The organism is Streptomyces sp. NPDC051563, assembly GCF_044454225.1.
GTDB lineage: Bacteria > Actinomycetota > Actinomycetes > Streptomycetales > Streptomycetaceae > Streptomyces.
Map to the genome: position 1 here is coordinate 76,066 of NZ_JBITDL010000030.1, position 25,900 is coordinate 101,965.

Below are 25,900 nucleotides of genomic sequence, written 5' to 3' on the forward strand. Positions count from 1 at the left end.
GAGCCTCAGCGGTGGGCCGTGGCGCGGCCGAGGAGCAGGCAGACCAGGGTGCCCAGCGCGAGCGCGGCGACCCCGGCGACGGCCAGTTGCACGGCCCGCGGCTGGCCCAGGCCCAGGAGCAGGGCCAGGCTCTGCGCGACGGCCGCCGAGGCGCAGACCACGGCGGCGGGCCGGACCGCCCCGAAGGACTGCAGGAGCAGTCCGGTCCACATCACGGCGCCGAGCAGCAGCAGGGTGGCGACCCGGACCCCGGTCAGGCCGGGTGCGCCGGGCCAGAGCAGGGTTCCGGTGAGGCCGAGGGCCAGCAGCACCGCCAGGTAGGCGGCGAGGCACCGGGCGAGGGTGGAGAGCATCCGCAGCCAGAACTGCCGGGGCGAGCGGGCCGCCCTTAGCCCGGCGAGGCTGCCGCTGCGGAACCGGTGGAGGAGCCATTCGGCGGGGCCCATGCTGAGGGTGAGCGCCACCGCCGAGGGGGCCGCGACCGCCTCGGCGGGGCCGCCGGCGAGCACCTCCCCCAGGGCGGCGTACAGCACGAGCAGGCCGGTGCCCAGGCCGAACACCCCGTACGGGACGGAGTCCCCGAGCCGGGGTCCGCGCGGCCCGTACTCCTCCTCGGCGCCGCGCAGCATCTGCCAGCGCACCGGGCCCCGTTCGCCCGGCCGGTGCTCCGTCCAGCGCCGGACGCGGAGCACGAGGGCCCGTACGCCGTCGGCCAGCGGCAGTTCCCGTACGGCCAGGGCGCAGGCGGCCAGGAGGGAGGCCAGGAGCAGGAACACCCGGACCGGGACGGGCAGTTCCACGAGGAGCGACAGCACCGCCCCGGCGGCCATCGGGGCGAGCGCGGCGAGCAGCAGCCGCTCCCGCCCGAGGACGAGCAGCACGGTGGCGGCCCCGACGTACAGGGCCTGACCGGCGGCGAAGGCGTAGGAGAAGGGGGGCCCGCCGGGTACCGCGAGCGCGGCGGCGGTCCCCAGGAGGGCCCCCGCGGGGGCTCCGGCGAGCAGGGTCCGCCCGGCGGCGGCCCGGTCGCCGAGGCCGAGCCAGGAGTACGCCCGGTGGGACAGGGTCTGGTCCCAGACCCAGCCGATGAGCGCCCCGGCGAGCAGGGTGAGTGTCCCGGCGGGCAGCCCCAGCCGGTCCTTGGGGCCCTCCAGCAGGGGCGCGCCGAGCAGGTAGGCGAGCCCGGGCAGCGCGAAGATCACCCCGCGCAGGAGGCAGGCGGTGAGGGACACCTTCCAGGGGTCGGGGACCTCGTCGGGATCCGGGAAGGAGCGGGGCACCCGGGCGTAGAGCTCCTCGGCGAGGCCGAAGGAGTCCTGGCGCCCGTAGGCGAGGCGGATGTGCTCGTCGGTCATCCCGTCGGATTCCAGGACGGCGGCGATCTCGTCGGGGTGGACGGCGGCGGCGATGAACGCGTCGAGGCGTTCGGCGAGTTCGTCCATCGGGTCGGCGGCCGGCCCTTCGCGGCGCGGCCGGGGAATGCCGGGCAGGGCGTCGGCGGGTTCGGCGGCGGGCGCCGTGCCGCGCCCGGCGGCCGCGGCGTGGGCGACGGGCACCCGGGCGCCGTCGGGGCCGGGCGGCTTGATCCAGAGGGATCCGCTCACCACAGGCTCCCGTCGGCGGCGAGTTCCTTGTACCAGGGGTCGGCGAGGCGCTGGGTCCACTCGTCGCCCGCGTGGACGGGCAGGACGGGCTGGCCGGCGAGCTCGCGGTAGATGTGGCGGAAGCCGTCCACGGACTGGTGGAGCGTGAACTTCTCCACCACCCGCTTGCGGGACATCCGGCCCAGTTCCGCGCGGCGTTCGTCGTCGCGGAGCAGGGCGAGGGTGGCGCGGGCCATGGTCTCGGGCTCGCGCGGCGGGACGACGAGCCCGGTGTCGCCGACGGCCTCGCGGACCCCGCCCACGTCGGTGGAGACGGTGGTGCGGCCGCAGGACATGGCCTCGATGATGGAGAAGGGGAAGCCCTCGCTGATGGAGGAGAGCATCACGATCGAGCCGGCCCCGTAGGCGCGGGCCACGTCCTCGATGCGGCCCTCGTAGGAGATCCCGTCGCTCACGCCCAGTTCGGCGGCGAGCTTCTCCAGCGTCACCTGGTAGTCCTCGCAGCCGGCCGGGACCGGGCCGAAGAGGCGCAGCCGCAGGGCGGGGAGCTCCTCGCGCATGAACGCGTAGGCCCGGATCAGGGTTTCGAGGTCCTTGATGGGGTCGATGCGGCCGCACCAGCTGAGGGTGGGGACCTCGGGTTCGGGGCCGGCCTCGGGGAAGGCGTGCGGGTCGACGCCGTTGTAGACGGTGCGGATCCGCTCGGAGTCGGCGCCCCCGCGCTCCTCCCAGCGGCGGTTGTACTGGTTGCACGGGGTGATCAGGTCGGCCTGCCGGTAGCCCTCGGTGTTGAGCTCGCGGTAGAAGCCGAGCATGAGCGCCTTGACGGGCCAGCGCTGTTCGGCGCTGCGGTAGCCGAGGTAGCGCTCGCGGAGGTAGATGCCGTGCTCGGTGAGGAGGAAGGGCACCTTGTCGAGGTACTTGGCGGCGAGCGCGGGGAGGGTGGCCAGTCCGCTGCTGACGGCGTGGGCGACGCTGTCGGGCGGGATCCGCACGGACAGCGGGCGCAGGGCGTGTTCCAGCAGGTCGGTGGCGGTGAGCGCGTCGTGGATGGTGGGCTCGGCGGTGGCGGTGGCCAGGCCGGGGCGGGTCCAGACGGTCATCAGCAGGCGCAGGACCGATTCGGAGCGCAGGGCCGCTGCGAGCCGCCCGGAGCGGGCCAGCAGGGCCAGTTCGCGCAGGGATGCGGAGAATCCGCCGTGCGCGGGGTCGAGCAGGGAGAGCAGGAAGGTCTCGTAGGTCTCGGCGAAGGCGCGTTTGGCCTTGCCCCGCAGGCCGGAGCGGAGTCTGCGGGCCGGCGGAGCGCCCCAGAGGGGAACGCTGGTGTGGCGGTAGACATTGCGCGGCAGTTCCCAGGTGACCGGCTCGCGTCCGGAGCCGGTCAGGGCTATGACGTTGAAGTCGACCTCCGGCATGCCGCGGACCAGCTGGTCGCACCATGTGCTGACGCCCCCGTGGACGTGCGGGTAGGTGCCTTCGGTGAGCATGGTGACATGGCGCCCATGGCTCATGTGGTGTGTCCCCCCAAGGACGGAAAAGGGGCCGGCGCCCGTGGTTCGCGGAGCGCCGGCGCTAGGTGGTACGCGTGGCTGTCTTGGTGCGTGCCCGGGGTCGTCCGGGCAGGTGGAAGCGGTTGAGCGGGTGGAAGCGGTGGGTCGGGTGGATCCCGTGGATCCCGTGGATTCGATGGATCCCGTGGATTCGATGGATCCGGTGGAACCCGTGGATCCCGTGGGGCGTCAGACCGGCCGGAGCGTCACGGCATGTGCAGCGTGACGGCGCTCTGGAGCAGCTCGGGGGCCGTCCAGGCCGAGCGGGTGCCGGCGTAGGCGGTGCCGTAGTCGGCGGTGCCCAGCACGAGCTGCTTCTTGGTGCCGGCGGGCGCGGTGAGCGGGGCCACGACTCCGGAGGGCGCCTTGACGGTGACGTCCTTGCCGATGCGGTAGGCGGTGACCTGGTTGGCGGCGATCGCCGCGTTCCAGGCGGCGCGGCGCTGGAGCTCGACGCCGGTGTCCTTCATGCTCTGGTTCACGAGCGGCGCGCTGGGCGCGTAGAGGGTGCGGTAGCCGTCGATGACCTGGTTGAGCACCGGGTAGAGGGTGCGGTCCTCGGCGAGGTTGGACTGGTGGACGTAGTGCGGGCGCGGGTCGTTGTTCAGGACGTGCCGCATGGCGGTCCTGGCCTCGGCCGGGACGATGTAGTCCAGGTAGCCGGTGGCGGCGTCGAGCGGGGCCGGCAGGCAGGTGGAGGTGCCGGGGTTGTCCTCGCAGATGCCGCTGCCGCCGTCGGCGCGGCTGGTGTAGATCCAGTTGTACTCGTCGGCCATCTCCGCGTTGGTGCCCGTGTTGTAGTACACGTTCATCGGGTACCGGGGGACGGTCAGTGCGGCGCCCACGGGCCGCTGCACGGGCTCGCGGGAGTTGTCGCTGCCCGCCCACTTCACGCCGTTGTCGGCGAGCGCACCGGCCAGGTTGGGGTTGTCCTGGGGCTGCTGCGGGAGGGTCTTGAGGCCGGAGTGCTCACCGGTGACCAGTTCGGTGCGGTCGGTGGTGATGCCCTTGGCGGCGGCCCAGTTGTTGTTGTCGCGGATCTGGGCCGAGATCTCGGCGCGGCTCATGTAGTTGATCGCGCCGGCGCTGTTCTTCGTGCAGGTCCACGGGGTGGTGGTGGTGTCCTGGACGCAGCCGAGGAAGGGGTGGGTGTAGGTGTGGTTCATCCACCGGTACTTCGCCCGGTCGGCGACCAGCTGGGCGGTCAGGGCGTCGGTGTTGCCGTTCTCCGCCTTCCACTCCTCGCCCGCGCCCGCGTTGAAGAGCAGGTCGAGCTTGAAGTTCTTGGACGTCTGCCACTGCGCCAGGTACTGGGCGTCGGCGGCCGTCATCCGGATCGTGGACTCCTGGCCCTCGCCGCCGGCGCAGGCGTAGTCGCCCGGGGTGCAGTTGAGCTCCTTGCTCCAGCGGGCGTCGGGGGCGAAGACGTCGTCGACGTGGACCGCGAAGTAGTTGCGCTCCTGGCCGAGGTGGACGCCCTGGGTGACCCACTCGACGATGCCGCGGGCCAGCAGCCGGAACTGCTGCTGGTACTGGTTGTAGCCGAAGGTGACGACCAGTTCGCTGCGCCCGTCGTGGGTGTACTCGCCGACGAGCGAGGCCCGCCCGGAGCCGACCGGGGCGTCGAGGTAACTGGTGTAGCCGGTGCGCGGCTTGGCCATGAACCCGTAGCTCTCGGGGATCAGCGGCGAGTTGTCCTCGAAGGCCACCTGCCCCCCGAGGTAGGCGAAGGGCCCGGCCTTGCCGGCCGTGGTGACGGCCGCCTGCGTGCCGTCCAGGGTGCCGCTGTAGCCGCCGTTGTCGGTGTACTCCAGGCCGACTTCCGGGTGCGCCCAGGTGTACGCGTCGACCTGGCGGATCCCGTACGCCGTTTCGTACGCGGTGAGCGCGGCCATCTCGGCCGAACCCGCTCCGAAGGGGTTCTCGTTCGGCAGCACCACGCCCTGGAACTTGGCGCGCGGCCGGCCGTCGACCGTGTCGGCGAGGAACGCCGCGTTGACGACCGGGCGGCTGCCGCTGCCCAGGTCGACGCGGGTGTACGGAACGCCGGTGTCGCGGAGTTCCGCGGTGATCGCCTCGACCGAGCTGCCGCCGTCGTCGACGACGAGCACCCTCAGGTCGATCCTCGGAGTCACCGCTGCCTGCGCGGACGCTCCGGGTACTGCGACGGATGCTATGGCGGCCGCGAGGCAGACGGCGGCGAGCCTGTTCATCCGGTTCTTGTGGACCATTTCGGCCTTTCCCCCCGCAGATCCTCGACTTCGGCCTGTGACATTGGGCCAGACCGGGGAGGCTTCTGTGGAAATGATGCAAAGGAACCCCGCGTCCCCTTGCGAGAGTGGTCCGAGTGTTTCGGACCTCCTCAGGTCTACGAGGCAAACCTGGAACAGAAGCCACAGATGGGTGAACCTGCACGCCTCTTGATCGAACAACTTGCCAAACCTTCGAGTGGCGTGCGGACGAGTACGTGCGCGTAGGCTCGTTTCCGGCGGCTATCGGGCCCGAATACGATCGCTACGGACGGCCGTCCACCCACTCGGCCCACACCACCAAAACGGAAGCGAGAATTCACCACCGTGACTGCTCTGACTCTCAGCACTGCCGGACCGGCGACGCTGCGCGCCGACGTCCTCGTCGTCGGCGTGGCGAAGGGCCCCAAGGGCCCCGTCGTCGCCGCGGGCGCCGAGGCCGTGGACAAGGCGTACGACGGCAAGCTGGCCGCCGTGCTCGAAGCCCTCGGTGCCTCGGGCGCCGAAGGCGAGACCACCAAGCTGCCGGCACCGGACGGCCTCAAGGTCCCGGTCGTGCTGGCGGTCGGTCTGGGCTCCCTCCCCGACACGGACGAGTCCTACGACGAGGAGGCGCTGCGCCGCGCCGCCGGCGCCGCCGCCCGTGCCCTGCACGGCACCAAGAAGGCCGCCTTCGCGCTCCCCCTCGACGACGCCTCCGCCGTCACGGCCGTGGCCGAGGGCGCACTGCTGGGCGCGTACGCCTTCACCGCCTACCAGGGCGGCGAGAAGAAGGCCGCCGGCTCCAAGAACGGCGGCCCGAAGCAGCCGCTCGCCGAGATCGCCCTGCTCGGCGCCAAGCCGCGCGACAAGGAGCACAAGGCCGCGGCCGAGCGCGCCACGATCGTCGCGACCGAGATCAACATCGCCCGTGACCTCGTCAACACCCCGCCGAACGACCTCACCCCCGAGGCCTTCGCCGCAGTCGCCGGTGCGGCTGCGAAGGAGAACGGCATCAAGGTCCAGGTCCTGGACGAGAAGGCCCTGATCAAGGGCGGCTACGGCGGCATCATGGGCGTCGGCAAGGGCTCCGAGAACCCGCCGCGCCTGGTGAAGCTCTCCTACACCCACGCCAAGGCGGAGAAGACCCTCGCCTTCGTCGGCAAGGGCATCACCTACGACTCCGGCGGCATCTCCCTGAAGCCGGCCGGCCACAACGAGACGATGAAGTGCGACATGGCCGGCGCCGCCGCCGTCTTCGCCTCCGTCGTCGCGGCCGCGAAGCTCGGCCTCCAGGTCAACGTCACCGGCTGGCTCGCGCTCGCCGAGAACATGCCCTCCGGCTCGGCCACCAAGCCCGGCGACGTGCTGCGCATGTACAGCGGCAAGACGGTCGAGGTGCTCAACACCGACGCCGAGGGCCGCCTGGTCCTGGGCGACGCCCTGACCAAGGCCTCCGAGGAGAACCCGGACGCGATCGTCGACGTGGCGACCCTGACCGGCGCCATGGTGATGGCCCTGGGCGACCGCACCTTCGGCATCATGGCCAACGACGACGCCTTCCGCACCTCGATCCACGAGATCGCGGAGGAGGTCGGCGAGGCCTCCTGGCCGATGCCGCTCCCCGAGGACCTGCGCAAGACCATGGACTCCCCCACCGCCGACATCGCCAACATGGGTGTCCGCATGGGCGGCGGCCTGGTGGCCGGCCTCTTCCTCCAGGAGTTCGTCGGCGAGGGCATCACCTGGGCCCACCTCGACATCGCGGGTCCCGCCTTCCACGAGGGCGCCCCGTACGGCTACACCCCCAAGGGCGGCACCGGCTCCGCCGTCCGCACCCTGGTCCGGCTGGCCGAGCGCACGGCCACGGGCGACCTGGGCTGACACCCGGCGGCCCGGCTCCACGCAGGCCCCGGCCGTGATCAGATTTTCTGATCGCGGCCGGGGCCTGTTCGCTGCCAACGAAATCCGTAGGTTTCTACGCTGCGGTAACCCCCGGTTCGGGCAGAACGACCTGCCCCAGGGCAGGCCCGGCGTCCCGCGTTCCGCCGACAAATGCGAAGATGGGTTCTCGGCAGGACAGGGCCCCCACCACAGGGCCGAAGAAAAAGCGGCCGTATACCAGCCGCCGCCCGGTCACAGAGGACCGGTGCTCGGCGCACATGCATGGAGGACGTGACGTGGCGAACGACGCCAGCACCGTTTTCGACCTAGTGATCCTCGGCGGCGGCAGTGGCGGTTACGCCGCGGCACTGCGCGCATCCCAGCTGGGTCTGGACGTTGCCCTGATCGAGAAGAACAAGCTCGGCGGCACCTGCCTGCACAACGGCTGCATCCCCACGAAGGCTCTGCTGCACGCGGGCGAGATCGCGGACCAGGCTCGCGAGGCCGCCCAGTTCGGTGTCAAGGCCACCTTCGAGGGCATCGACATCGCGGGTGTGCACAAGTACAAGGACGACATCATCGCGGGCCTGTACAAGGGTCTGCAGGGTCTGGTCGCCTCCCGCAAGCTGACCTACATCGAGGGTGAGGGCCGCCTCTCCTCGCCGACGTCCGTCGACGTGAACGGCCAGCGCATCCAGGGGCGCCACGTGCTCCTGGCGACCGGCTCCGTGCCGCGCTCGCTGCCGGGCCTGAACATCGACGGCAACCGCATCATCTCCTCGGACCACGCGCTGGTCCTGGACCGCGTGCCGGAGTCCGCCATCGTCCTGGGCGGCGGCGTCATCGGCGTCGAGTTCGCCTCGGCGTGGAAGTCCTTCGGCACCGACGTCACCATCGTCGAGGGCCTCAAGCACCTCGTGCCGGTCGAGGACGAGAACAGCTCCAAGCTGCTGGAGCGCGCGTTCCGCAAGCGGGGCATCAAGTTCAACCTCGGCACCTTCTTCGACAAGGCCGAGTACACCGAGAACGGTGTGCGGGTCACCCTGGCCGACGGCAAGACCTTCGAGGCGGAGGTGCTGCTGGTCGCGATCGGCCGCGGCCCCGTCTCCCAGGGCCTGGGCTACGAGGAGCAGGGCGTCGCCATGGACCGCGGCTACGTCGTGGTCGACGAGTACATGCAGACCAACGTGCCGACCATCTCGGCCGTCGGCGACCTCGCCCCGACCCTCCAGCTCGCGCACGTCGGCTTCGCCGAGGGCATCCTGGTGGCGGAGCGTCTGGCCGGCCTCAAGGCCGTCCCGATCGACTACGACGGCGTCCCGCGCGTCACGTACTGCCACCCCGAGGTCGCCTCCGTCGGCATCACCGAGGCCAAGGCCAAGGAGATCTACGGCGCGGACAAGGTCGTGGCCCTCAAGTACAACCTGGCGGGCAACGGCAAGAGCAAGATCCTGAAGACCGCGGGCGAGATCAAGCTCGTCCAGGTCAAGGACGGTGCCGTGGTCGGCGTCCACATGGTCGGTGACCGGATGGGCGAGCAGGTCGGCGAAGCCCAGCTGATCTACAACTGGGAAGCACTGCCGGCCGAGGTCGCGCAGCTCATCCACGCGCACCCCACGCAGAACGAGGCGATGGGCGAGGCCCACCTGGCACTCGCCGGCAAGCCGCTGCACGCACACGACTAATTCGTCACTGGGCGCGACGACCACTTCCGCACTTTCCGTTAGGAGCAACTGAAACCATGTCGGTTTCCGTAACCCTTCCGGCGCTCGGTGAGAGCGTCACTGAGGGCACTGTCACCCGTTGGCTGAAGGCCGAGGGCGAGCGCGTCGAGGCCGACGAGCCGCTGCTCGAGGTCTCGACCGACAAGGTCGACACCGAGATCCCGTCCCCCGTGTCGGGCATCCTGGCCTCCATCAAGGTCGCCGAGGACGAGACCGTCGAGGTCGGCGCCGAGCTGGCCGTCATCGACGACGGCTCGGGCGCACCGGCCGCTGCCGAGGCGCCGGCCGCCGAGGCCCCCGCGGCTCCGGCCGCCGAGACCCCTGCGGCCCCGGCCGCCGAGGCTCCGGCCGCTCCGGCCCCCGCCGCCGAGGCCCCTGCGGCTCCGGCTGCCGAGGCTCCGGCGCAGGCTGCCTCCGGTACCGATGTCGTGCTCCCCGCCCTGGGCGAGTCCGTCACCGAGGGCACCGTCACCCGCTGGCTGAAGCAGGTCGGCGAGTCGGTCGAGGCCGACGAGCCGCTGCTGGAGGTCTCGACCGACAAGGTCGACACCGAGATCCCCGCCCCGGTCGCCGGCGTCCTGCTGGAGATCCTGGTCGCCGAGGACGAGAACGCCGAGGTCGGCGCACGTCTGGCCGTCATCGGCGCGGCGGGCGCGGCTCCCGCGGCCGCTCCGGCCGCCGCTGCTCCGGCTCCGGCCGCTGCTCCGGCTCCGGTTGCCGCTCCGGCTCCGGTTGCCGCTCCGGCACCCGTGGCCGCCCCGGCTCCGGTCGCCCCGGCCGCTCCGGCGCCCGCCGCCGCCCCGGTTGCCGCTCCGGCTCCCGTGGCCGCTCCGGCTCCGGTCGCCCCCGCCGCCCCGGTTTCCGCCGGTGACGAGGGTGCCTACGTGACCCCGCTGGTGCGCAAGCTCGCCACGGAGTCCGGCGTCGACCTGTCCGCGGTCTCGGGCACCGGTGTCGGTGGCCGCATCCGCAAGCAGGACGTCCTGGCCGCCGCCGAGGCCGCCAAGGCCGCCGCTGCCGCCCCGGCTCCGGCCGCCGCCGCTCCCGCCGCCAAGGCTCCGGCCGCCGCGGTCTCCGAGCTGCGTGGCCAGACCGTCAAGATGACCCGCATGCGCAAGGTCATCGGCGACAACATGATGAAGGCCCTGCACTCGCAGGCGCAGCTCAGCTCCGTGGTCGAGGTGGACATCACCAAGATCATGAAGCTGCGCGAGAAGGCCAAGGCCGGCTTCCTCGCCCGCGAGGGCGTCAAGCTGTCCCCGATGCCGTTCTTCGTCAAGGCCGCGGCCCAGGCGCTGAAGGCCCACGCGGTCGTCAACGCCCGGATCAACGAGGACGAGGGCACCATCACCTACTTCGACTCGGAGAACATCGGCATCGCCGTGGACTCCGAGAAGGGCCTGATGACCCCGGTCATCAAGGGTGCCGGTGACCTCAACCTGGCGGGCATCTCCAAGGCGACCGCCGACCTGGCCTCCAAGGTCCGCGGCAACAAGATCACGCCGGACGAGCTGTCGGGCGCGACCTTCACCATCAGCAACACCGGCTCGCGCGGTGCGCTGTTCGACACGGTCATCGTGCCCCCGAACCAGGTCGCCATCCTGGGCATCGGCGCGACGGTCAAGCGCCCGGTGGTCATCGAGACCGCCGAGGGCACGAACATCGGCATCCGCGACATGACGTACCTGACCCTGTCCTACGACCACCGCCTGGTGGACGGCGCGGACGCGGCCCGGTACCTCTCGGCCGTCAAGGCGATCCTCGAGGCCGGCGAGTTCGAGGTCGAGCTCGGCCTGTAAGGCTCACTGCGGCAGCGGTTCACCCCTGTCGTCACGGCGCCCCCGCCCGGGATGCACGTCCCGGGCGGGGGCGCCGTCGTCGTACGCTGGGCGCCGCGCGCCGCGCCTGTAACCAGCCTCACGCTGCGCCTCCGACCAGGAACGCATCGCGACCAGCGGCGCCGCCGTATTGTCTACGCATCAAGGCCCCGCACGCCCCTGCACACCCCTCAGGAGATGAAGCCCCGATGATCACCCCACCCGTCGTGCACTCGCTGCGCGAGCAGATCCGCGAGCACATCGTGGAGGGGATCGTCAGCGGGCGCTGGAAGCCCGGTGAGCGGATCGTGGAGCGCCGGATCGCGGTGGAGCTGGAGGTCAGCCAGACGCCCGTGCGCGAGGCCCTGCGCGAGCTGGAGACGCTGCGGCTGATCGAGTCGGCGCCGAACAAGGGCGTACGCGTACGGAACCTGTCGGCGGCGGACCTGGAGGAGATCTACCCGGTCCGGGCGGGCCTGGAGCAGATCGCGGCCGAGCTGGCGGCGCCCCGGCTGGCGGCCGACTGCGCGGCCCTGGAACCGCACGTGGCGGCCCTGTGGGAGGCCGACCGCAGTGCGGACGGCACCGCCCAGGTGCGGCACACCGTGGGCTTCCACCGGGAGATGGTGCGGGCCGCCGGGAACAGCGTGCTGCTGCACACCTGGGAGTCCCTGGGCATCGAGGTCTTCACGGCCCTGTCCATCCGGTGGCTGGGAACCGTCCAGAAGTCCTACGCCGAGGAGCACGAGGCCCTGGTGGACGCCTTCCGCAATCAGGATCCGGACATCGGCCTGCTCGTGAAGCGGCATGTTCTGGGGTGCGCGCCGCGGGCTTGATCTCGTCCTTCGAGACTCGGTCGACCGTCCGATTCGTGGGGATTTGCCCGGCACTGGGTGCCCATTTTCATGGCACCCGGTGCCGACTTTTGTCATATGGACGTTTCTTCGTCACTTTCATTTGATCGATCATCGATCAGCGACTTAGAGTCATCCGCGGACCCCACCCGGGTCCAACGACCCTGTCCTGCCCGTCAGGGATTTCTTCACCACCTCTCCTTTGTCCGGAAGGCGGCGCACACCGATGTCCGACCCCGTAGGAAAGCTTCCGAGCGAGCTCGACCAGCTCCCGGACCGCGACACCGAGGAGACCGCCGAATGGGCGGCCTCGCTCGACGCCGTCGCCAAGGCCGCCGGTACGCGCCGCGCCGAGTACCTGCTCCGTCGCACCCTTCAGCACGCCGAGGCCGCCGGCCTCGCGCTGCCGAAGCTGCTCGAGACGGACTACGTCAACACCATCCCCACCGCCGCGGAGCCGGAGTTCCCCGGTGACGAGGCGATGGAAGCCAAGATCACCGCCTGGAACCGCTGGAACGCGGCCGCCATGGTGACCCGCGGCTCCAAGTACGGCGTCGGCGGCCACATCGCCACCTTCGCCTCCGCCGCGTGGCTGTACGAGACCGGCTTCCAGCACTTCTTCCGCGGGAAGGAGGCCGACGGATCGGGCGACCAGCTCTACATCCAGGGCCACGCCTCCCCCGGCATCTACGCCCGTGCCTTCCTCGACGGACGCGTCTCCGAGCAGCAGCTCGACAACTTCCGCCAGGAGGCCGGCGGCAACGGCCTCCCGTCCTACCCCCACCCGCGGCGCCTGCCGTGGCTGTGGGAGTTCCCGACGGTCTCCATGGGCCTCGGCCCGCTCTCCGCGATCTACCAGGCGCGCTTCAACCGCTACCTGCAGAACCGGAGCATCAAGGACACCGCCAACTCGCACGTCTGGGCCTTCCTGGGCGACGGCGAGATGGACGAGCCCGAGTCGACCGCCGCCCTGGCCCTGGCCTCCCGCGAGCAGCTCGACAACCTGACCTTCGTCATCAACTGCAACCTGCAGCGCCTCGACGGTCCGGTCCGCGCGAACTTCCGCGTCGTGCAGGAGCTGGAAGCCCAGTTCCGCGGCGCCGGCTGGAACGTCATCAAGTCGCTGTGGGGCTCCGCCTGGGACGAGCTGTTCCAGCTCGACACCACGGGCGCCCTCGTACGCCGCCTGCGCGAGGTACCCGACGCGCAGTTCCAGACGTACGCGACCCGCGACGTGGCCTACATCCGCCAGCACTTCTTCGGCGCCAACGCCGAGCTCGTGCAGCTGGCCGGCGTGCTCTCCGACGCGAAGATCGCCGAGTGCTTCCACACCTCCCGCGGCGGCCACGAGCCCCGCAAGGTGTACGCCGCGTACAAGGCCGCGCTGGAGCACAAGGGTGCTCCGACGGTCATCCTCGCGCAGACCGTCAAGGGCTACACGCTGGGCGCCGGGTTCGAGTCGAAGAACGCGAACCACCAGATGAAGAAGCTGACGATCGACGAGTTCAAGGACATGCGTGACCTCCTTGGCCTCCCGATCCCGGACAGCGCCTTCGCCGACGGCCAGGTCCCGTACGGCCACCCGGGCGCGAACAGCCCCGAGGTCCAGTACCTGAACGAGCGCCGCGCGGCGCTCGGCGGCCCGGCCCCGGCCCGCAAGGTCAAGCACGTGGCCCTGCCGGCTCCGGCGGACCGTTCCTTCGCCCCGCTGCTCAAGGGTTCCGGCAAGCAGGAGATGGCCACCACCATGGCCTTCGTCCGGCTCGTCAAGGACCTGATGCGGGACAAGGAGACCGGCAAGCGCTGGGTTCCGATCGTCCCGGACGAGGCCCGCACCTTCGGTATGGAGTCCCTCTTCCCGTCCGCCGGCATCTACTCGCCGCTGGGCCAGACGTACGAGCCGGTCGACCGCGACCAGCTCATGTACTACAAGGAAGCCAAGGACGGCCAGATCCTCAACGAGGGGATCACCGAGGCCGGCGCCATGGCCGACTTCATCGCCGCCTGCACGTCGTACGCGACGCACGGCGAGCCGATGATCCCGTTCTACATCTTCTACTCGATGTTCGGCTGGCAGCGCACCGCCGACCAGATGTGGCAGCTCGCCGACCAGCTCGGCAAGGGCTTCATCGTCGGCGCCACCGCCGGCCGCACCACCCTGACGGGTGAGGGCCTGCAGCACGCGGACGGCCACTCGCACCTGATCGCGTCCACGAACCCGGCGTCGCTCAACTACGACCCGGCCTTCGCGTTCGAGATCGCGGTGATCGTCAAGGACGGTCTGCGCCGGATGTACGGCGAGAAGCCGGAAGACGTCTTCTACTACCTCACGGTCTACAACGAGCCGAAGCCGCAGCCGGCCATGCCCGAGGGCGTGGAAGAGGGCATCCTCAAGGGTCTGTACCGCTTCAACACGGCGGCGGACCTGGCCGAGGCGGCCCCGGCCGCCGACGCCCCGAAGATCCAGCTGATGGCCTCCGGTACGGCCATCCACTGGGCCCTGGACGCGCAGAAGCTGCTCGCCGCCGACTGGAACGTGGCCGCCGACGTCTGGTCCGCCACCTCCTGGGGCGAGCTGCGCCGCGACGCGCTGGAGTGCGACGAGGCGCTGCTGCGCGGGGAGATGCGCACCCCCTTCGTCACCCGCGCCCTGGAGGGCGTCACCAGCCCGGTGCTCGCCGTCTCCGACTGGATGCGTCAGGTCCCGGACCAGATCAGCCAGTGGGTCGAGCAGGACTACACCTCGCTGGGCACGGACGGCTTCGGCCTCTCCGACACCCGTGAGGGCGCCCGCCGCCACTTCGGTGTCGACGCCCAGTCGATCGTGGTGGCCGCGCTGGCCCAGCTCGCCCGCCGCGGCGAGGTCCCGGCGTCCTCCATCAAGGAGGCCCGGGAGCGCTACGGCCTGTAGGCCACCGCGTTCCGAACGACCGTGAGGCGGTCCGTCCCTTCGGGGGCGGGCCGCCTCCGGCGTTCCGCGGCTGCTGCTCTGCGGCTGCTGCTGCGCTACGGCTCGTGCCGGGCCGGAGCGGGCGCGGGCGCGGGCCGGCCGGCGCGCGCCCGGGCCTCGTCGAGCAGGCGCAGCGCCTCCGTCTCCGCCTCCCGCACGATCGCGTCCGCCCGGGCCTTGGCGTCGTCCAGCACGATCCGGGCCGCCTCCCGGGTCTCGTCGAGCAGCCTCCGCGCCGCCGCCCGGGCCCGGGTCGCGTCCTCGGCGGCCTGCTCGCGCACGTGCCGGACGTCCCGCTCGATCCGTGCGCGCAGCTCGCCGACCTCCTGCTCGGTGCGGCGCAGCAGCTCCGCGGCGGCCTTCGCGTCGTCGGCGGCGGCGGTACGGGGCTGCGGGCCCGGCCCCGGCCCCGCGTCGGGGAGCTCCGCGCGCAGCCGGGCCACCACCGTGGCGGCGTCCGGCGGGCGGTGCGCGGGGTCCTTGGCGAGCAGGCTCGCCACCAGGTCCGCGGTGCCGGGCGGGACTCCGGGGGCGTTGAGGGCGGTGAGCGGGCGCGGAGCTTCGTAGAGCTGCTGCCGGAGCAGGACGTGCGGGGCCGGGTCGGTGAAGGGCGGCTGCCCGGTGAGGCCCTCGTAGAGCAGGCAGCCGAGGCTGTAGAGGTCGGTGCGGTGGTCGATGCCCCGGTCGCCGCGGCACTGCTCGGGCGACATGTAGGGGAGCGTGCCGAGCGCGGTGCCGGAGGCGGTGAGCTCGCCGAGGCGCAGGCTCTCGCGGAGGATCTTGGCGAGGCCGAAGTCGAGCACCTTGACGACGCCCTCGCCGGTGAGCATGGCGTTCTGCGGCTTGATGTCCCGGTGCAGGATGCCGCGGGCGTGCGCGGCGACGAGCGCGGAGCCGATCTGGGCGGCCCAGTCCACGACCTCGTACCAGGCCGGGCGCGGGCCGGAGTGGAAGGCGGCCCGCAGGTCCCGGCCGTCGACGTGCTCCATGACGAGGTAGAGGGTGCGGCGGCCCGCGACCAGGTCCTCGCCGCAGTCGTGGACGGTCACGGTGTGGCGGTGCGGGAGGTTGGCCGCGGAGCGCACCTCGTGGACGAAGCGGCGCTCGACCTGGTCCGCGTACCGGCCGGGTACGACGTCGACGAGTTTGGCGGCGACCGGCCTGCGCATCCTGGTGTCCTCGGCGGCCCAGACCTCGCCCATGCCGCCCCCGCCCAGACGCTCCCCGAGCCGGTAACGGCCCCCCAGTAATTCCCCCCGCATCCGCGTGCCCCTTCCGTCCGCCCGGTCGCCGTCCGCCGGTTACCGGTCCGAGTATGCGGCCGTGCGGGGGCCCGGACCGGCCTTTCGCGGCACGCGCGGTGGCGGCGAGGGGGTGGACCCGTGATGCTGGAGCGGTGATGGACGAGACGGAGTTCTGGGAGATGGTCGACCGTACCCGCGAGGCCGCCGAGGGCGACCCCGAGGAACACGCCGAGCTGCTCGTGGAGCGGCTGGCGCAGCTCGACCCGGACTCCGTACTGGACTTCGCGCGGCACTTCGAGTCGCGGTACAACCGGGCGTACACCTGGGACCTGTGGGGCGCGGCGTGGGTGCTGCTCGACGGGGCGAGCGACGATGCGTTCGACTACTTCCGGTGCTGGCTGATCGGCCAGGGCCGGGAGGTCTTCGAGGGCGGGGTGCACGATCCCGACCAGCTCGCGGAGCTGCTCGACGAGTTCGACGAGGAGATCGACGGGGACGGCGAGGAGCTGGGGTACGCGGCGGACGAGGCCTACGAGCAGCTGACCGGAGCGGTGGCGCCGGACCTGGGCATCCCGCTGCAACCGGCCGAGCCGGAGGGCGCCGCGCTGGACTTCGAGAACGAAGCCGTGCTCGCGGAGCGCTTCCCCCGGCTGTGGGACCGCTTCAGGGGCTGACGCCCCCTCGCCGCATCAGGCGTGCGTGCCGCCGTCGATGCGGATCTCCGTGCCGGTGATGAAGGCACCGTCCTCGGAGCCCAGCATGGCGACGACGCCGGCGACCGTCTGCGGGCCGGCGAAGCCCTGGCCGAGGGCCGGGGCGAGCTTGGCGAACAGGCTCCAGTCGGTGTCCTCGGGCAGGCCCGGGCCGTTGCCGGTGGTCATGCCGCTCTCGATGGAGCCGGGCGCGACCGCGACGAAGCGCAGCCCCTGCTTGCTGTACTCGGCTGCGAGCGCGTGGGTCATCGACTGGATGCCGCCCTTGCTGGCCGCGTAGGCGGACATGTAGGGGTGGGCGAAGGACGCCGAGGTGGAGCTGAAGTTGACGACGACCGGCTGGTCGCCCGCCAGCAGCGCCGGCAGCGACTCGCGGATGACCAGGAACGTACCGGTCAGGTTCACGGCGATGATCTTGTTCCAGAACTCGAGCGTGGTCTGGTGGGTGTGCGCGGAGCGCAGGATGCCCGCGGCGTTGACCAGTACGTCGATCCCGGTGAGGGTGTCGACGGCGGCGGCGATGCCCGCCTTGACCGCGGCCTCGTCGGATATGTCGAGGACCGCGGTGGTGAGGCGGTCCGCGTGCCCGTCGGCGGCCGCCCGGTCGGAGGTGGCCTTGAGGCCGGCTTCGCTGACGTCCACGGTGTGGACCCGGCCGCCCTCGGAGAGGATGCGGTGGACGGTGGCCTGGCCGATGCCGGAGCCGCCGCCGGTGATGAGGACGCGACGTCCTTCGTAACGATTCATGGGGAGGAGCGTACTCCCGTGATGGCACGTTTTGCCACCGTGTCAAAACGCGCATTCCCTGCTAGGTCCCGAGGTATCCTTCCCCGGTGAGATCCCCTCGTCCGTACGCCCCCCAGGCCGGCCCCGGAGCCCAGTCGCTGAACGAGCGCCGCAAGGCGGCCACCCAGCTCGACATCGCCCGCGCCGCCTGCGCGCTCTTCGCCGAGCACGGCCCCGACGGCACCACCGCCGAGGACATCGCCCACCGCGCGGGCGTGGCGCTGCGCACGTTCTACCGCTACTTCCGCAACAAGCAGGAGGCCGTCGCCCCGCTGCTCGCGGTCGGCGGCGACGCCTGGCGGGCACTGCTCGCTGAGGAGGACCCCGGCACCCCGCTCACCGAGGCCCTGGAGCGTGCCGTCACCCGCTCCCTCACGGGCCCCCAGGCGCTCGAAGAGGGCCTGGAGGTCACCCGCGGCCTGCTGCGCGCCGCCACGGGCGACGAGGCGCTGCGGGCCGTCTGGTACCGGGTCAACCAGGACTCCGAGGAGCGCCTGGTCCCGGTCGTGGCCCGGCTCGCCGGCCCGGACGCCGAACCCCTCGCCGTCCGCCTCCTCGCGGCGGCGGCCACGGACGCGATCCGCATCGCCCTGGAACTCTGGTCCACCACGGACACCCCGCCCTCGGGCCCCGGCTCCCCCGCGGAACTGGCGATCCGCTGCCTGCGCGACCTCACGGGCGCGATGCCGCTGATGCGCTGATGCGCTGAGCGCGCAGGCCGGCCGGGCGCGCCCGTCGGCGGGCCGCGCCCGTCAGAGGAACCGCGCGGACTTCTCCCGCAGGTGTTCCGCGAAGAAGTCGGGGGCGTCGGGCCGCATCCGGGCCAGCGCGACCATCGCCGTGACGATGACGTCGGCGACCTCCGCCTCCACATCGGCCCAGGTGTGCGAGGCGCCCTTCCGCGGATTCGTCCCCTTGGCCCCGATCACGGCCTGCGCGGCCTCCCCGAACTCCTCCCCGATCTTCAGGATCTGCAGCGTCACGCTCTCCTCGCGCTCCACCCCGCGCTCCCGGTCGTGCGCGTCGAACCGCGCCACGAGCGCCCCGATGGTCTTCCACGTGTCGTCCATCCCCCGAAGCTAGCGCCGCGCCCCCGCAACGCAGAAGCCCCGCCCCCCTTTCGGAGAAGGGGGGCGGGGCTTCGTTCGATCAGTGCGTCAGCACGACCACGGCACGGCTTAGAGGTCGAAGTAGAGCTCGAACTCGTGCGGGTGCGGGCGCTGCGCGATCGGGGCGATCTCGTGGGTGCGCTTGTAGTCGATCCAGGTCTCGATCAGGTCGGGGGTGAAGACACCGCCGGCCAGGAGGTACTCGTGGTCCTCCTCCAGGGCCTTGAGGACGTCCTCGAGGCTGGTCGGGACCTGCGGGACGCTCGCGTGCTCGTCCGGGGAGAGCTCGTAGAGGTCCTTGTCGATCGGCTCCATCGGCTCGATCTTGTTCTTGACGCCGTCGAGGCCCGCGAGGAGCAGGGCCGCGAACGCCAGGTACGGGTTCGAGGACGGGTCCGGGGCGCGGAACTCGACGCGCTTGGCCTTCGGGTTCGAGCCGGTGATCGGGATGCGCATCGCGGCGGAGCGGTTGCGCTGCGAGTACACCATGTTGACCGGCGCCTCGAAGCCCGGGACCAGGCGGTGGTAGGAGTTCACCGTCGGGTTGGTGAACGCCAGCAGCGACGGGGCGTGCTTGAGGATGCCGCCGATGTAGTAGCGGGCGGTGTCCGACAGGCCCGCGTAGCCGGCCTCGTCGTAGAACAGCGGGTCGCCGTTCGCCCACAGCGACTGGTGCACGTGCATGCCCGAGCCGTTGTCGCCGAAGATCGGCTTCGGCATGAAGGTCGCGGTCTTGCCGTTCTTCCACGCGACGTTCTTCACGATGTACTTGAAGAGCATCAGGTCGTCGGCCGCGGCGAGCAGCGTGTTGAACTTGTAGTTGATCTCGGCCTGGCCACCGGTGCCGACCTCGTGGTGCTGACGCTCGACCTGGAGGCCCTGGGCGTCCAGCTCGAGGGAGATCTCGGCGCGCAGGTCGGCGAAGTGGTCGACCGGGGCTACGGGGAAGTAACCACCCTTGTAGCGGACCTTGTAACCACGGTTGTTCTCCTCGGAGCCCGTGTTCCAGGCGCCGGCCTCGGAGTCGATGTGGTAGAAGCTCTCGTTCGCGGTGGTCGCGAAGCGCACGCTGTCGAACACGTAGAACTCGGCCTCGGGGCCGAAGTACGCGGTGTCGGCGATGCCGGTCGAGGCGAGGTACGCCTCGGCCTTCTTCGCGACGTTGCGCGGGTCACGGCTGTAGGCCTCGCCCGTGATCGGGTCGTGGATGAAGAAGTTGATGTTGAGCGTCTTGTCCTTGCGGAACGGGTCCAGACGCGCGGTGGTGATGTCGGCACGCAGCGCCATGTCGGACTCGTGGATCGCCTGGAAGCCGCGGATCGAGGAGCCGTCGAAGGCCAGCTCCTCGTTCGGGTCGAACGCGCGCCCCGGGATGGTGAAGTGCTGCATCACACCAGGCAGGTCGCAGAAGCGGACGTCAACGAACTTGACGTCGTTGTCCTGGATGTACTGCGTCACTTCGTCGGCGTTCTTGAACATCCAACTCCTCCTACTCCCGTCCCCGGGGCAGGGGCGGGCTTTTATAGCTAGTGGTGCGTCAGTGCGGTGCCGCACGCTGACCCGACCATAAGCAGACGGGGTTTCTCAAGCATGACCCATTTGTTTCGCACAAGTTAACCAGGGTCCCGCCGGAACGGCGTCGCACGGCACAGGTACCGTGTTCGCGTGGACAAGAGGCAAGCAATCGGATCCTGGCTCTCCGGCCCCCGCGAGGCCGCCGAGGAGATGGGTGCCGACTTCGGGTACCCCGGCAAACAGCTCGGCCTGCCGCAGCAGGGGCCCGGCTCGGTGGCCCGTTTCGGCCGCCGGCTCGGCGCCGTGGCCATCGACTGGTTGGGCTGCCAGCTCATCGCGTACGGCCTGATCACCGGCCGTGACTGGAACGGTTCGGGGAACTGGACGCTGGCGGTCTTCGTCACCCTGGTGATCCTGACGGTCGGCACCGTGGGCTTTACCCCCGGGAAGCGGATCCTGGGCCTCCGGGTCGTCTCACAGGATGGCGGCCCGCTCGGATTCGGCCGCGTGGTACTCCGCACCGCACTGCTCGCCCTGCTGATCCCGGCCCTCGTCTGGGACCGCGACGGCCGCGGGCTGCACGACCGCCTCAGCCGCGCCGTACAGGTCAGGATCTGAGACGGGATTCCGCGAGGGAACCGAGACGCGACGCAACACATGACGCAAGGGCGCCCCGGGCCATCGGCCCGGGGCGCCCTTGCGTGTCACACGTGTCGTATACGAAAAGCGGATCAGCGCATCTTTCCGCCGCGCGGCATGCGCATCCCCTTGGGCATCGGACCCTTCGGGATCGGCATGTTGCTCAGCAAGTCGCCCATGGCCCGCAGCTTGTCGTTGACCTGGGTGATCTGGGGCCCGGAGAGGACACGGGGCAGCTTCATCAGGGTCGTACGGACCTTCTTGAGCGGCACCTCGCCCTCGCCCTTGCCCACGATGAAGTCGTGGACCGGGATGTCGGGCATGATCCGGGCCAGCTTCTTCTTCTCGTTCGCGAGCATCGGCTTCACCCGGTTCGGGTTGCCCTCGGCGATCAGGACCACGCCGGCCTTGCCCACGGCACGGTGGACGATGTCCTGCTGCTTGCTCATCGCGACGGCGGGGGTGGTGCTCCAGCCCCGGCCCACGTTGTCCAGTACGGCCGCGGCCGCGCCCGGCTGTCCCTCCATCTGTCCGAAGGCGGCCGTCTCGGCTCGCCGTCCGAAGATGATCGCCATCGCCAGGAACGCCACCAGGAAGCCCAGGATGCCCAGGTAGACCGGGTGGCCGATCAGGAAGCCGATCGCAAGGAACACACCAAAGGTGACGATTCCCACGCCCGCGACGATCAGACCGACCTTCGGGTCGGCCTTGCGCGTCATCTTGTACGTCAGGGCGATCTGCTTCAGTCGCCCGGGGTTCGCAGCAGTCTCTGCGTTTGACTTCCTCGCCATGCAGCGAAGTTTACGTGGCCTTCTCGGTCCGGGTCGCCGCGGCCTCGAGTACGTGCTCGGTTTCGACCCGGTCCTGGGCCCTGCGGCGGTCTTCCAGGACGGCCGTCCAGGCGTTCCGGCGGGCGCCGCTCATCAGCAGCGACTCCAGGCCTCGGACGGCGTCGGTGAAGGACGGAATGGCGATGGCGCGTACGGGCGCGGCCTGCATGGTGTCGACCCTTTCACGGTGCTCACGTCGGGGGTGGCCAAGCGTGTGTGCGGTGCGTCCAACAATCGTCACTGACTGGTGTTACCAGGGCGTGACCGACTGGTCAAACAGTGATGAAACCTTGATGCGGCCCACCAGGACTCTCGCTAGGAAGAGCCTAGGGGCCGCATCGATGCGGGGTTACCCGTAAGTAAGACTTTGTGCGCGAGTTCACATACCTCTCGCACCATGCGCCTCAACCAGTCACTCAGACGGTCGCGCGCTTCTCGTTCCCAAGGTCGAGCTCCGCGTCGCCACCGCTCCGGCCGCGTGCCCGCCCTCGTTCCTCGGACGGACCCGCGACCTACGCTACGGCTCCGCTGCGCTTCTCCATCGCCTGCTGGTAGAGGCGGCCGGCCCGGTACGAGGACCGCACCAGCGGGCCGGACATGACTCCGGAGAAGCCGATCTCCTCAGCCTCCTGCGCCAGCTCCACGAACTCGGCCGGCTTCACCCAGCGCTCGACGGGGTGGTGGCGCGGCGAGGGCCGCAGGTACTGGGTGATGGTGATGAGCTCGCAGCCCGCCTCGTGGAGGTCCTTCAGCGCCTGGCTGACCTCCTCGCGCTCCTCGCCCATGCCCAGGATCAGGTTGGACTTGGTGACGAGGCCGTAGGCCCGCGCCCGGGTGATGACGTCCATCGAGCGCTCGTAGCGGAAGCCGGGGCGGATGCGCTTGAAGATGCGCGGCACCGTCTCGATGTTGTGGGCGAAGACCTCGGGGCGGGAGGCGAAGACCTCCTCCAGGAGCTCCGGGACCGCGTTGAAGTCCGGGGCCAGCAGCTCGACCTTGGTGTGACCGCTCTCGCGGCCCGCCGTCTGCTGGTGGATCTGGCGCACGGTCTCCGCGTACAGCCAGGCTCCGCCGTCCGCCAGGTCGTCGCGCGCGACGCCCGTGATGGTGGCGTAGTTCAGGTCCATGGTGACCACGGACTCGCCGACGCGGCGGGGCTCGTCGCGGTCCAGCGCCTCGGGCTTGCCCGTGTCGATCTGGCAGAAGTCGCAGCGCCGGGTGCACTGGTCGCCACCGATGAGGAAGGTGGCCTCGCGGTCCTCCCAGCATTCGTAGATGTTCGGACAGCCGGCTTCCTGGCACACCGTGTGCAGTCCTTCGCCCTTCACCAGGGCCTGCATCTTGGTGTACTCGGGACCCATTTTGGCCCGCGTCTTGATCCACTCGGGCTTGCGCTCGATGGGCGTCTGGGCGTTACGGACCTCTAGGCGCAGCATCTTGCGTCCGTCGGGTGCGACTGCGGACACGACCGGCTCCCTGTGACTTCGATTCTTCGGCGCCCACCAGGGTACGCCCGTAATTTCATACGCTCTTACGTCGGCCAACCTGTGGGCGGCCCGACCCATTCCCGGGCGTCCCCCCGGGATCAGCCCGCGGCGGGCTCGATCTCCCGGGGCCGCAGTTCCGCCTGCTCCAGTACGTCCTTCAGGTGCCGTTCGACCACCGGCAGCAACTCGGCCACGGTGATCTCGCGGCCCAGCTCGTAAGAGAGCGAGGTCACACCGGCGTCACGGATCCCGCAGGGGATGATCCGGTCGAACCAGGTGCTGTCCGGGTTCACGTTGAACGAGAAGCCGTGCATCGTGACGCCCTTGGCGACCCGGATGCCGATGGCGGCGAGCTTGCGGTCCTCGCGGCGCTGGCCGGCGTTGGACGGGGCGTACTCGGGGCCGTTCAGCCGGGCGTCGAACTCCTCGTCGTGCAGCCGCGGGTCCAGGTCCAGCGAGAGGCCGCCGATCTTCGGGCGTTGCTCCACCGGGTCGCCGAGCACCCAGACCCCGCTGCGCCCCTCGACGCGGGTGGTCTCCACGCCGAACTCGGCGGCGGTGCGGATCAGCGCGTCCTCCAGGCGGCGGACGTGGGCGACCACGTCCACGGGGCGGGGCAGCTTCATGATCGGGTAGCCGACCAGCTGGCCCGGGCCGTGCCAGGTGATCTTGCCGCCGCGGTCCACGTCCACGACGGGCGTGCCGTCGAGCGGGCGCTCGTTGTCGGCGGTGCGCCGGCCGGCCGTGTAGACCGGCTGGTGCTCCAGCAGCAGGCAGGTGTCCTCGATCTCGTCCGCGAAGCGGGCCGCGTGGACCCGGCGCTGCTCTTCCCAGGCCACCGTGTACTCGACGGCCTCCGGGCCGAAGCCCATGCGGACAAACCCAAGCTCAGCCACCGCGGCGCCTCCTCGTTGAACCTGCCGACGAACTTGCTGTGTGCACCTATCGCACCAAGCAAGGGTACGGCGGCCCCCGCGCCCCCTGTCAGCCGCCCGTCCCGGACATCGCGAAAGGTCCTGGTTCGGGGGGTCCGGGGAGCTGTTTGGGCCGCCTGCGGCCCTCCGGGGGGCGGTCCGGGTCCTCGTCCGCCCGGGGCAGCCGGCGGTGCCCCTCGGAGTGGTCGTTCACCCAGCCGCAGACCCCGCACGCATAGCGCCCGTCGAGACCCGCGATGTACGTCCCGCACCGCCGGCACTCCGCCTCGGTCAGCTCGGGCGCGGTCAGCTCGGGCGCCGTCAGCTCGGGCCCGTGCGGCACGGCCGTGGACTCTGCGTGGCTGCCGTCGCCGCCGTCGGGGCGCTCGCAGCTGCCGGGGGGAGGCTCCCCGGTGGGCCGGCGGGTCATGGGGCGCAGCGTACGCGGGTGGAGGGGGTCGGTCCGTAAAGAGACCCACCGGTTCTGCACACGATCGGATGAATGTGGGACAGAGAGGGCGGTACGGGCAAGGTTCGCCGCTACATTCACGCCGTTCACAGGGCCGGGACTCCGGTCCGTCACGTCAGGAGACCGTGGAGCCGATGACGGAACGACCTGCCCAGCGTGTCCCCAACCGGCAGCTCTCGGCACTGATCGCCGAGGCCGGGTTCTCCAACGCCGGGCTCGCCCGCCGTGTCGACCAGCTCGGTCTGGAGCACGGTCTCGATCTGCGGTACGACAAGACCTCCGTGACCCGCTGGCTACGCGGGCAGCAGCCGCGCGGCACCACCCCGGCGCTGATCGCGGAGGTGTTCACCCGGCGCCTGGGGCGGCGGCTGTCGGCCCAGGACCTGGGGCTGGACGCGTGCGCCCCGGTGTACGCGGGCCTGGAGTTCGCGGCCACCCCCGAGGAGGCCGTCGACATCGCGAGCGGGCTGTGGCGCAAGGACTCCGGTTCGCACGCCGAGCTGCGCAAGATCGCCTTCACCCCGGCCGGGCTGGTGGTGCCCAGCCGGGACTGGCTGATCGGCCGGGCCGACGAGCGGGTCGGCCGGGGCGCCGAGCAGGCCGCCCGGGTACCCGTGCAGGGCCGGGCCTCGGTGCCGCGGCAGCGGCAGATCGACCGCGGGCCCGGGCAGCGGGTGACCGGCGGCGACATCGCGGCGCTCAGATCGGTGGGCGACCTGTTCCGCACCCTCGACCACGCCTACGGGGGCGGCCATGCCCGCCAGGCCCTCGTGCGGTACCTGGAGCACGAGGCCGAGCCGATGCTGCGCGGCACCTACGGGGAGACCACCGGACGCCGGCTGTTCTCGGCCGCCGCCGATCTGACCCGGCTCGCGGGCTGGACCTCGTACGACATCGCCGCGCACGGGCTCGCCCAGCGGTACTTCGTCCAGGCGCTGCGGCTGGCCCAGGCCGCCGGGGACCGGCCGTACGGGGCGTACGTGCTGATCACCATGAGCCGGCAGGCGGTCTACCTCGGCCACGGCCGGGAGGCGGTGCAGCTGGCCAGGGTGGCCCAGCAGGGCGTGGGCTCCGGGCCGCCGCCGGTGGTGCAGGCGCTGCTGCACTCGGCCGAGGCGCGCGGGCACGCGGTGCTCGGGGAGGTCAGGGCGTCGACGGCCTCGCTGGTGCGGGCCGAGCGGGCGCTGGGCGCGGCCCGGCCGGGGGACGACGTACCGCACTGGGCGCGCGACTACGACGAGGCGCAGCTCGCGGACGAGTTCGGGCACTGCCACCGGGACCTCCAGCAGTACCGGGCCTCGGCGCAGCACGCGGAGCGGTCCCTGCAGCTGCGGGCGCCCTCGTACGCGCGGTCGCGGCTGTTCTGCCGGGTGGTGCTGGCCACGGCGCGGCTGGGGCTGGGCGAGCTGGACCAGGCGTGCGCGCTGGGCGCGGAGGCGGCGCAGCAGGCGATGGAGATGCGGTCGGTGCGGGCGGTGGAGTACGTACGGGACTTCGAGCGGCGGCTCGAGCCGTACCGGGACGCGTCGGCCGTGCGGGGGTACCGGGACCGGGTGGCCGCCTTGTCCTGATCCTGCGGGTCG

At 71.2% G+C, this 25,900-nt stretch carries 21 protein-coding genes; 9 read left to right on the plus strand and 12 right to left on the minus strand.

The features are described 5' to 3' along the window. Positions 1-5: 5 nt before the first annotated feature. From ACIA8F_RS30330 to ACIA8F_RS30340, 3 genes are all read right to left on the minus strand, one after another. The gene (locus ACIA8F_RS30330) at positions 6-1,604 is read right to left on the minus strand and encodes a hypothetical protein (protein ID WP_399383531.1); all 1,599 of its coding nucleotides are present in this window, start codon (positions 1,602-1,604) and stop codon (positions 6-8) included. Then, on the minus strand, positions 1,601-3,115 hold the full coding sequence (gene pelF, locus ACIA8F_RS30335; RefSeq protein WP_399383532.1) for a GT4 family glycosyltransferase PelF: 1,515 nt from the start codon (positions 3,113-3,115) through the stop codon (positions 1,601-1,603). The genes ACIA8F_RS30330 and pelF overlap by 4 nt, the downstream gene beginning before the upstream one ends. Before the next feature lie 245 nt (positions 3,116-3,360). Continuing rightward, complete coding sequence (locus ACIA8F_RS30340) at positions 3,361-5,385, minus strand: hypothetical protein (protein ID WP_399383534.1); 2,025 nt, start codon at positions 5,383-5,385, stop codon at positions 3,361-3,363. Between the two features lie 345 nt (positions 5,386-5,730). Between ACIA8F_RS30340 and ACIA8F_RS30345 the strand changes: the two genes are divergently transcribed. The 5 genes from ACIA8F_RS30345 (at position 5,731) to aceE (ending at position 14,572) form a co-directional block, all read left to right on the plus strand. Beyond that, positions 5,731-7,266, plus strand: coding sequence for a leucyl aminopeptidase (locus ACIA8F_RS30345; RefSeq protein ID WP_399383536.1), 1,536 nt, complete (start codon positions 5,731-5,733; stop codon positions 7,264-7,266). Between the two features lie 296 nt (positions 7,267-7,562). Next, positions 7,563-8,951, plus strand: a complete 1,389-nt coding sequence (gene lpdA / locus ACIA8F_RS30350; protein WP_250742547.1) for a dihydrolipoyl dehydrogenase — start codon at positions 7,563-7,565, stop codon at positions 8,949-8,951. Between the two features lie 56 nt (positions 8,952-9,007). After that, positions 9,008-10,789 carry a 2-oxoglutarate dehydrogenase, E2 component, dihydrolipoamide succinyltransferase gene (gene sucB, locus ACIA8F_RS30355; protein ID WP_399383538.1) on the plus strand — a complete coding sequence of 594 codons (1,782 nt, stop codon included), beginning with the start codon at positions 9,008-9,010 and terminating at the stop codon, positions 10,787-10,789. Between the two features lie 230 nt (positions 10,790-11,019). Further along, on the plus strand, positions 11,020-11,643 hold the full coding sequence (locus ACIA8F_RS30360) for a GntR family transcriptional regulator (RefSeq protein ID WP_266881726.1): 624 nt from the start codon (positions 11,020-11,022) through the stop codon (positions 11,641-11,643). 244 nt (positions 11,644-11,887) lie between these two features. After that, positions 11,888-14,572, plus strand: coding sequence for a pyruvate dehydrogenase (acetyl-transferring), homodimeric type (gene aceE / locus ACIA8F_RS30365; protein ID WP_399383540.1), 2,685 nt, complete (start codon positions 11,888-11,890; stop codon positions 14,570-14,572). Between the two features lie 95 nt (positions 14,573-14,667). Here aceE and ACIA8F_RS30370 read toward each other — a convergent pair whose 3' ends face one another. Next, positions 14,668-15,873, minus strand: coding sequence for a serine/threonine-protein kinase (locus tag ACIA8F_RS30370; RefSeq protein WP_399383541.1), 1,206 nt, complete (start codon positions 15,871-15,873; stop codon positions 14,668-14,670). Between the two features lie 137 nt (positions 15,874-16,010). Here ACIA8F_RS30370 and ACIA8F_RS30375 point away from each other — a divergent pair, with 137 nt between their 5' ends. Next, positions 16,011-16,529 carry a DUF4240 domain-containing protein gene (locus ACIA8F_RS30375; protein WP_399383543.1) on the plus strand — a complete coding sequence of 173 codons (519 nt, stop codon included), beginning with the start codon at positions 16,011-16,013 and terminating at the stop codon, positions 16,527-16,529. Between the two features lie 15 nt (positions 16,530-16,544). Here ACIA8F_RS30375 and ACIA8F_RS30380 read toward each other — a convergent pair whose 3' ends face one another. Beyond that, positions 16,545-17,315 carry an SDR family NAD(P)-dependent oxidoreductase gene (locus ACIA8F_RS30380; protein WP_399383544.1) on the minus strand — a complete coding sequence of 257 codons (771 nt, stop codon included), beginning with the start codon at positions 17,313-17,315 and terminating at the stop codon, positions 16,545-16,547. 86 nt (positions 17,316-17,401) lie between these two features. On the opposite strand from ACIA8F_RS30380, the gene ACIA8F_RS30385 reads away from it, so the two are divergent. Further along, positions 17,402-18,055, plus strand: a complete 654-nt coding sequence (locus ACIA8F_RS30385) for a TetR/AcrR family transcriptional regulator (protein ID WP_399383546.1) — start codon at positions 17,402-17,404, stop codon at positions 18,053-18,055. 51 nt (positions 18,056-18,106) lie between these two features. On the opposite strand, the gene ACIA8F_RS30390 is transcribed toward ACIA8F_RS30385, so the two are convergent. Together ACIA8F_RS30390 and glnA are read right to left on the minus strand one after the other, a co-directional pair. Continuing rightward, on the minus strand, positions 18,107-18,424 hold the full coding sequence (locus ACIA8F_RS30390; RefSeq protein WP_399383547.1) for a MazG-like family protein: 318 nt from the start codon (positions 18,422-18,424) through the stop codon (positions 18,107-18,109). Positions 18,425-18,532: 108 nt separating this feature from the next. Next, positions 18,533-19,942 carry a type I glutamate--ammonia ligase gene (gene glnA, locus ACIA8F_RS30395; RefSeq protein WP_266877178.1) on the minus strand — a complete coding sequence of 470 codons (1,410 nt, stop codon included), beginning with the start codon at positions 19,940-19,942 and terminating at the stop codon, positions 18,533-18,535. A gap of 186 nt (positions 19,943-20,128) precedes the next feature. On the opposite strand from glnA, the gene ACIA8F_RS30400 reads away from it, so the two are divergent. After that, positions 20,129-20,596, plus strand: coding sequence for an RDD family protein (locus ACIA8F_RS30400; RefSeq protein ID WP_399383548.1), 468 nt, complete (start codon positions 20,129-20,131; stop codon positions 20,594-20,596). A 113-nt stretch (positions 20,597-20,709) separates the two neighbouring features. On the opposite strand, the gene ACIA8F_RS30405 is transcribed toward ACIA8F_RS30400, so the two are convergent. The 5 genes from ACIA8F_RS30405 to ACIA8F_RS30425 all read right to left on the minus strand — a co-directional run bounded on the left by ACIA8F_RS30405 (position 20,710) and on the right by ACIA8F_RS30425 (position 24,278). Beyond that, complete coding sequence (locus ACIA8F_RS30405) at positions 20,710-21,408, minus strand: DUF4191 domain-containing protein (protein WP_399383550.1); 699 nt, start codon at positions 21,406-21,408, stop codon at positions 20,710-20,712. A 10-nt stretch (positions 21,409-21,418) separates the two neighbouring features. Beyond that, positions 21,419-21,616: a hypothetical protein gene (locus ACIA8F_RS30410; RefSeq protein ID WP_266909348.1), complete on the minus strand. Its 198-nt coding sequence runs from the start codon at positions 21,614-21,616 to the stop codon at positions 21,419-21,421. 343 nt (positions 21,617-21,959) lie between these two features. Further along, positions 21,960-22,913: a lipoyl synthase gene (lipA, locus tag ACIA8F_RS30415; protein WP_389699124.1), complete on the minus strand. Its 954-nt coding sequence runs from the start codon at positions 22,911-22,913 to the stop codon at positions 21,960-21,962. Between the two features lie 119 nt (positions 22,914-23,032). After that, positions 23,033-23,830: a lipoyl(octanoyl) transferase LipB gene (gene lipB / locus ACIA8F_RS30420; RefSeq protein WP_399383551.1), complete on the minus strand. Its 798-nt coding sequence runs from the start codon at positions 23,828-23,830 to the stop codon at positions 23,033-23,035. An 88-nt stretch (positions 23,831-23,918) separates the two neighbouring features. Beyond that, positions 23,919-24,278: a hypothetical protein gene (locus ACIA8F_RS30425; protein WP_399383553.1), complete on the minus strand. Its 360-nt coding sequence runs from the start codon at positions 24,276-24,278 to the stop codon at positions 23,919-23,921. Between the two features lie 173 nt (positions 24,279-24,451). Here ACIA8F_RS30425 and ACIA8F_RS30430 point away from each other — a divergent pair, with 173 nt between their 5' ends. Continuing rightward, positions 24,452-25,888 (plus strand): regulator, encoded by a 1,437-nt coding sequence (locus ACIA8F_RS30430; RefSeq protein WP_399383555.1) that lies wholly within the window; start codon positions 24,452-24,454, stop codon positions 25,886-25,888. The last annotated feature ends 12 nt before the right edge of the window (positions 25,889-25,900 follow it).